Here is a 5,949-nt window from a genome sequence, read left to right as displayed (position 1 = left end):
GCTGCGCGAGCTGGTGGCGCGGGGCGCGCTGGTCGGTGACGAGTGGGGCCGGTTCGGCTGCCTGTGCCCCGCGCTCGCGGCGAGCGCCGCGGCTGAGGAGCCGGCCGTGGTCCGGCGGATGCGCGTCGGCACCGTGGTGCGCCCGATGCAGCCGCGCGTGCCCGCGCGGTCGCGGTGCACGGCGGGCGAAGCCGCGCGGCCCGAACGGGGCTGGCCGGGACGGGGCCGACCGGAACGGGACCGGTCGGAACGGGGATGGTCGGCCATCGAGGTGCGGATGGTCGAACTGATCGGCAGCGGCTGCACCAACCGCCGCATCGCCAGCGAGTTCGGGGTCAGCGAGAAGACCGTCGAAGCGCACCTGACCAGGCTCTTCGCCAAGACCGGCTGCCGCAGCCGGGTCGAGCTGGTGGCGGCGAACCTGCACGGGCGCGCAGGCGCCCCGGTGACCGATCGCGCGGTATGACCCAGCCCGGACTTCGACGTCCGGGGCGACCCGGCTGCGCGCGCACCGTCCGCGGCGGCGAGGAACAACCGCAAGCTTTTGCGAGGAACAACGTGACGCAGCCGGGCAGCATCGCCACGCCGACTCAGCGGCGACGAGCCCTTCCACGCGAATGCTCGCGCGACGGGAGCGGCCGCCGGGCTCGGTACAGCGCGGGCTTACCGCGGGGTGCGCCGAGCAATCCGCGCAGTTCGACCGGAGTGAACGGACTGTTCGTCCGAATAGATTGGGCGATCGGTCCGTTCATTCCGGAAGATCCGACCCGTGCGGCGCTGTCATGAACTGCTCTCCGTTGCAGGCCGTGCTGATCGCCGCTTGCGAGTCGAGCGGGGTCGGGCTGCTCGGCGCCGCGGTGCTGCGGTCGCTGCGCGGCCGCCGGGTCGAGCACCAGCTGGCCGCCGTGCTGGGCACGACCGTTGCCGCGTTGATCGTGAGCATCGTCGCGGCCTTGCTGATGGCGCGTCCCGCACCCGACGCGGAGGTCGCGGTGCTGGTGGTGTGCGCGTCCGGCGTGGTCTCGACCGGCATCGGGCTGCTGCTCGGCCGCTCGGTGCTGCGCGGACCCGATGCCCGCGGTTGCGACGGGCGGACCTCCGCGCTGGCCCGGCAGCTGGTCGCGGCCAACGCGGAACTCGCCGAGGCCAGGCAGCACCGGCGCGCCGCGGAAGACGCCCGGCGCCAGCTGGTCAGCTGGTTCGCGCACGACCTGCGCACCCCGCTGGCGCGGCTGCGGGCGATCGCGGAGTCCGCGCAGGAAGGCGTGCTCGTCGACCGATCCCGGTACTTGGGGCAGGTGCAGAACGAGGTGCGGCGGCTGACCACCCTGGTGGACGACCTGTTCGAGCTCTCCCGCATCCAGGCGGGCGCGGTGACGCTGACCCCGTCGGACGCGGCGCTGGACGATTTCGTCAGCGACGCCGTGGCCGAACTCGGCGATGCCGCGGCCGAGGGCGGCGTGCAGCTCTCGGCAGGCCGGATGGAGCCGGTGGTGGCGGTGGTCGATCACAAGGCGATGGCGCGGGTGATGCGTGAGCTGCTCACCAACGCGATCCGGCACGGCGGCGCAGCGGTCTCGATCGACACCTGGCGCGAGAGCGGTGGCTCCGCCGGGCAGCGGTGGGCGGTCGTGTCGATCAGCGACGAATGCGGCGGGATTCCCGAACAGGACCTGGATTCGGTGTTCGAGGTGGGCTGGCGCGGCGGGCAGGTCCGCGAGGACGAGGGCGGCGGGCTCGGGCTCGCGATCGCGCACGGGCTCGTCGTGGCGCAGCGCGGGGAGATCGCGGTGCGCAACAGCGGCGGCGGATGCTGCTTCGAGGTCCGCGTCCCGCTCAGCGGCCCCGACCGCTCCGGATGACGCGACAACTCCGGATCACCCGAGCGCTCCGGATCACCCGGCCGTTCCGGGCGACCTGGCTGCTCCGGGCGATCCGGCCGTGCCGGGCGCCCCGGCCGCTCCGGGCGATCCGGCCGCGCCGGACAACCCGAGCGCTCCGGACGACTCGACTGCTCCGGACGACTCGACTGCTCCGGACGACCCGGCCGCTCCGGACCATCCGTCCACTTCGGACGCTCAGGGAGAGCTCGACTGCTCCTGCGGGAACGTGCCGCCGAAGCTGTGCATCCAGCCCTTCCACGGGCCTCCCGCGCGCTTGGTCTGGTAGTTCTGCTCCATCGCACCGTTGATGCCGATGCCGAACACCACCATGTGCCCGTTGACGTCCGGCGCCACGGCTTCCAGCTGGGTGAGGCTGCCGAGCAGCGTGAACGGCTCCGCCCAGCCTTCTTTCGCCATACCGACCTGGAAGCTGTGCATCAGCGACCCGTCCGCCTTGTTGATGGCGTAAACGCCCACCGTGTTGTGCGGGTCCGCGGCGACGAGCGGTTCGCCGGTGAACTGCCCCTTCCCGCCGAGCGGGCGCCAGTCGACCCACTCGCCGGAGGCGGGGCCGGTTTCGTTGGTGTGCCACAACGCCCCGTCGATGCCGACGGTGAACACTTGCAGCCGCCCCTGGCCGTCGCAGGCCACCGCGGGCGAGGATCCGGCGACCGCTCCCGGGAGCCGGTCGCCGGCATAGGTGTCGGGTCCGGTCTCGGTCAGCGTGTGCACCGCACCGCCCTCCCCGAGGGCGAACACCCGCAGCTTGTCGTGGATGTCCCGGAAAACCACCGGATCGCCCTGCACGGGCGGCAAGTCCAACCGCTGCGACTTGCTCCAATCCGCACCGGCGGGCGCGAGCTGGTGCGTCTCCCAGAGCGCCCCGTCGACGTCCCTGGCGAACACGACGAACCTGCCGTCCTGGGCCTGCATCGCGGCGGGAGTGCCCTGCAGCCGCTGACCGGGCAGCTCCCGCCATTCCGGCAGGTGCGCCGCGGTCGACGAGATGTCGTCCGCGAACAGCGGGCGGCCGTCCGTGCTGATCGCGAAGCCGGACATCTTGCCGTCCGCGCTCTTGGCGAGCACCGGTTGACCGACGATCTTGCGGCCCGGTGGCGTGTCCGCGGGGTGCCAGTCGACCGGTTGACTCCCGGGTTCGCGCTGGAAGGTGCGCTGGACCTCGCCGTTCCAGCCGCGGGCCAGCACCACCAGCCGGTTCGTGCTGTCCAGGTTCGCCGGCGCGGCGGGCATCGGTTCGGACAGCTGCGCGGGCGGCATCGGCGGTTCGGCCGGGCCGCCGGCGGGCACACCGGGCGACCCGCTGCCGGGTAAGGAAGAGCCCAGCGGGCGCAGGACGGTGAACAGCAGCGGCGGCAGCAGGATCAGCACCAACCCGCTGACGCAGGCCAGCACCAGGAGTTTCCGGTCGCTCCAGCGGCCCTGCCGGGGCCGGCGGATGGGCATGGTGTGGTCGTTCGACCAGTCCGGCCGGTCGGCGGGCTGTTCGGCACGCCCAGCGGATCGGCCCCCTGGCTCCTCATCGGGCGCGGAGAACGACGGCACCGGGCCACCCCCACTCTGCGACTTAGCTGTGCGACACGTTACCGGGAGCGGGAATCTGCCCGGCGAGAACCTCGCCGTCCGTGCGAGTGCCACCGCCTGGTTTTCGTCTTGTGCCTGCTGATCGCTGGTACGCGACGTACCTTGATCGTAACAGTGCGCCTGCGCGCCGGTCATCGTTTCCTGCGGCACATGCGGAAGCCGCACGCCTGCCCGCGCGGCGAGATCAGTCGAAGGCCGTTCGAAGCGATCAGGCGGTCACCAGCGGGAGCTGAACCTGGAAGCAGCAGCCGCCGGGGACGTTGTGCACCGACACCCGGCCCCGGTGCGCCTGCACGACGCCCTGCACGATCGCCAGCCCGAGGCCGCCGCCCTTGTTGTTGCCGGAGCGCTGCGCCGAGTTGCCGCGCCAGCCCATGTCGAACACCGAACCCAGGTTCTCCGGCGGAATGCCACCGCACTCGTCGGCGACCGAGACCGTCGCCCAGCCGCCGTCCGCCCGCACGTCGAGCGAGACGGTGGTGCCCTCCGGGCTGTAGTGCATCGCGTTGTTCAGCAGGTTGTTGAACGCGCGGCTCATCGTGCGCTCGTCCACCGAGACGGTCACCTGGTCGATCCGCGCGGGCCGCAGCGTCACGTTGCGCTGCCCGGCGAGCACCTCCTGCCCGGCCACCACGTCGCTGATCAGGTCGTCCAGCGCGAGCCGCTGCGGTTGCAGCGGCAGCGTGCCCGCCTGGATGCGGGAGAGCTCGAACAGGTCGTCCACCATCTCGGCCAGCCGGTCCGCGTCCGCCCGGATCTGGGCGACGTAGCGCGGCAGGTCGGTGGCGACCCCGTCCTGCACCGACTCGGTCATCGCCCGCATCCGCGCCAGCGGGCTGCGCAGGTCGTGCGAGATCCACGCGACGAGCCGCCTGCGGGATGCCTCGGCGGTCTGCTCGCGCCGCCGCGACTCGGCGAGCTTGTCGCTGGTGATGCGCAGTTCCCTGGCCAGTTCGGCCAGTTCCGCGGTCGGCGGGTCCTCCGGCGGCCGGAACCGCTGCGCGGTGCCGAACTCGCGGGTGGCGCTGGCCAGCCGGGCGCTGCCCGCCATCACCGACCGGCCCAGCACCAGGCCGATCCCGATGGAGACCGCACCGGCCACGCAGCTGGCGAGCAGGTCCACCCCGGCGGGCAGCTGCGCCGAGCGGGTCGCCAGCATCATGGTCAGCAGGCTGGTGTTCATCGCCAGCACCGTGATCACCACGACCGCGATCAGCGACACCCCGAGCGAGTAGCGCCGCAGCAGCCGCAGCACGACCATGCCGATCAGCCCGATGCCCGCCGATTCGCACAGCGAGATCAGCACGATCAGGGCGGTCTGCCAGGCGTTCATCGCGCCTCGGCGGGCGGGTCGAACCGGTAGCCGACGCCCCAGACGGTCACCAGCACCAGCGGGCGCGACGGGTTGTCCTCGATCTTCTCCCGCAGCCGCCGCACGTGGACGGTGACGGTGGAGGCGTCGCCGATGTCGTGCGACCACACCTCGCGCATCAGCTCGTCGCGGCGGAACACCTGGCCGGGGTGGTCGATCAGGTACGCCAGCAGCTCGAATTCCTTGTTCGTCAGCGTCAGCTCGCGGCCCGCCTTGGTGACCACGCGGGCGTTCTGGTCCACCACCAGGTCGCCCGCCCGGCGCGGTGCCGCGGCCTGCTGCGGCGGCATCGCCATGGTGCGGCGCAGCACCGACTGCACGCGCATCACCAGCTCGCGCGGGCTGAACGGCTTGGTGAGGTAGTCGTCGGCGCCCGCTTCCAGGCCGCGCAGCCGGTCCTCCTCCTCGCCCAGCGCCGTCAGCATGATCACGGGGGTGCTGCTGGTGCCGCGCAGCCTGCGGCAGAACTCGATCCCGCCGATGCCGGGAAGCCCCAGGTCCAGCACGATCAGATCGGGCCCGAGCTGGTGCGCCAGCTGCAGGCCGATGCCGCCGTCGGAGGCGACGACCGTGGTGTGGCCCGCCCGGTGCAGGTATCCGGTGATCACCTCGACGACCGTGGGGTCGTCGTCCACCACCAGGATGCGCGGCCCTGCGGTGGGCGGTGCGCCGTCCGGTCCGCTTCCCGGCTGCGTCATCTCCCGGTCCGTCCTGTCCCGCGTTCGATCCTCGGTTCGAGCACACTGCTGTCGATCATGCGGCGTTCGATCATGCTGCCAGCGCAGCCTACTCGGCCCTCGTAGCTCCGCTTCGCCCGATTCGGCGAGGCTTGCCGAATCGGGCTGCTCTCACCGGCCGGGAACGGCCGCGCGGATCATCTTCGCGATGCGGCGTGAGTGGGCGCCGCGCCAGTACACCCGGCCGCAGTCGGGGCAGCGGGCGTAGCGGTCGTAGGTGCGCCGGGTGCCCGGCTGGATCTCGCCGGTGACCGACGTCTTGGGCACCGCGCGCAGCACGCCGTTGCACGCGGTGCAGCGCGTCCACGGTGCCAGCGGTGGTGCGAACCGGTCGAGCACGTCGGCGAGCTGGTCG

General features: G+C 72.3%; 6 protein-coding genes. 2 read left to right on the top strand and 4 right to left on the bottom strand.

What is annotated here, in order from left to right:
* The coding region (locus IJH84_RS10625; protein WP_295143393.1) for a helix-turn-helix transcriptional regulator at positions 1 to 466 on the top strand (466 nt) is incomplete at its 5' end.
* Positions 467 to 782: 316 nt separating this feature from the next.
* The gene (locus IJH84_RS10620; RefSeq protein ID WP_295143390.1) at positions 783 to 1,862 is read left to right on the top strand and encodes a sensor histidine kinase KdpD; all 1,080 of its coding nucleotides are present in this window, start codon (positions 783 to 785) and stop codon (positions 1,860 to 1,862) included.
* Between the two features lie 216 nt (positions 1,863 to 2,078).
* On the opposite strand, the gene IJH84_RS10615 is transcribed toward IJH84_RS10620, so the two are convergent.
* The 4 genes from IJH84_RS10615 to IJH84_RS10600 all read right to left on the bottom strand — a co-directional run.
* Positions 2,079 to 3,347: a hypothetical protein gene (locus IJH84_RS10615; protein WP_295143387.1), complete on the bottom strand. Its 1,269-nt coding sequence runs from the start codon at positions 3,345 to 3,347 to the stop codon at positions 2,079 to 2,081.
* 346 nt (positions 3,348 to 3,693) lie between these two features.
* Positions 3,694 to 4,818 carry a sensor histidine kinase KdpD gene (locus tag IJH84_RS10610; protein WP_295143384.1) on the bottom strand — a complete coding sequence of 375 codons (1,125 nt, stop codon included), beginning with the start codon at positions 4,816 to 4,818 and terminating at the stop codon, positions 3,694 to 3,696.
* Positions 4,815 to 5,555 carry a response regulator transcription factor gene (locus IJH84_RS10605; protein WP_200068542.1) on the bottom strand — a complete coding sequence of 247 codons (741 nt, stop codon included), beginning with the start codon at positions 5,553 to 5,555 and terminating at the stop codon, positions 4,815 to 4,817. The genes IJH84_RS10610 and IJH84_RS10605 overlap by 4 nt, the downstream gene beginning before the upstream one ends.
* A gap of 150 nt (positions 5,556 to 5,705) precedes the next feature.
* A partial coding sequence (locus IJH84_RS10600; protein ID WP_295143380.1) for a Mut7-C RNAse domain-containing protein occupies positions 5,706 to 5,949 on the bottom strand: 244 nt, incomplete at its 5' end.

The organism is Saccharopolyspora sp., assembly GCF_017434145.1.
Classification (GTDB): Bacteria; Actinomycetota; Actinomycetes; order Mycobacteriales; family Pseudonocardiaceae; genus Saccharopolyspora_C; species Saccharopolyspora_C galaxeae.
The sequence above is the reverse complement of the archived record's forward strand: the minus strand, read 5'-3'. Positions and strand labels throughout refer to the sequence as shown.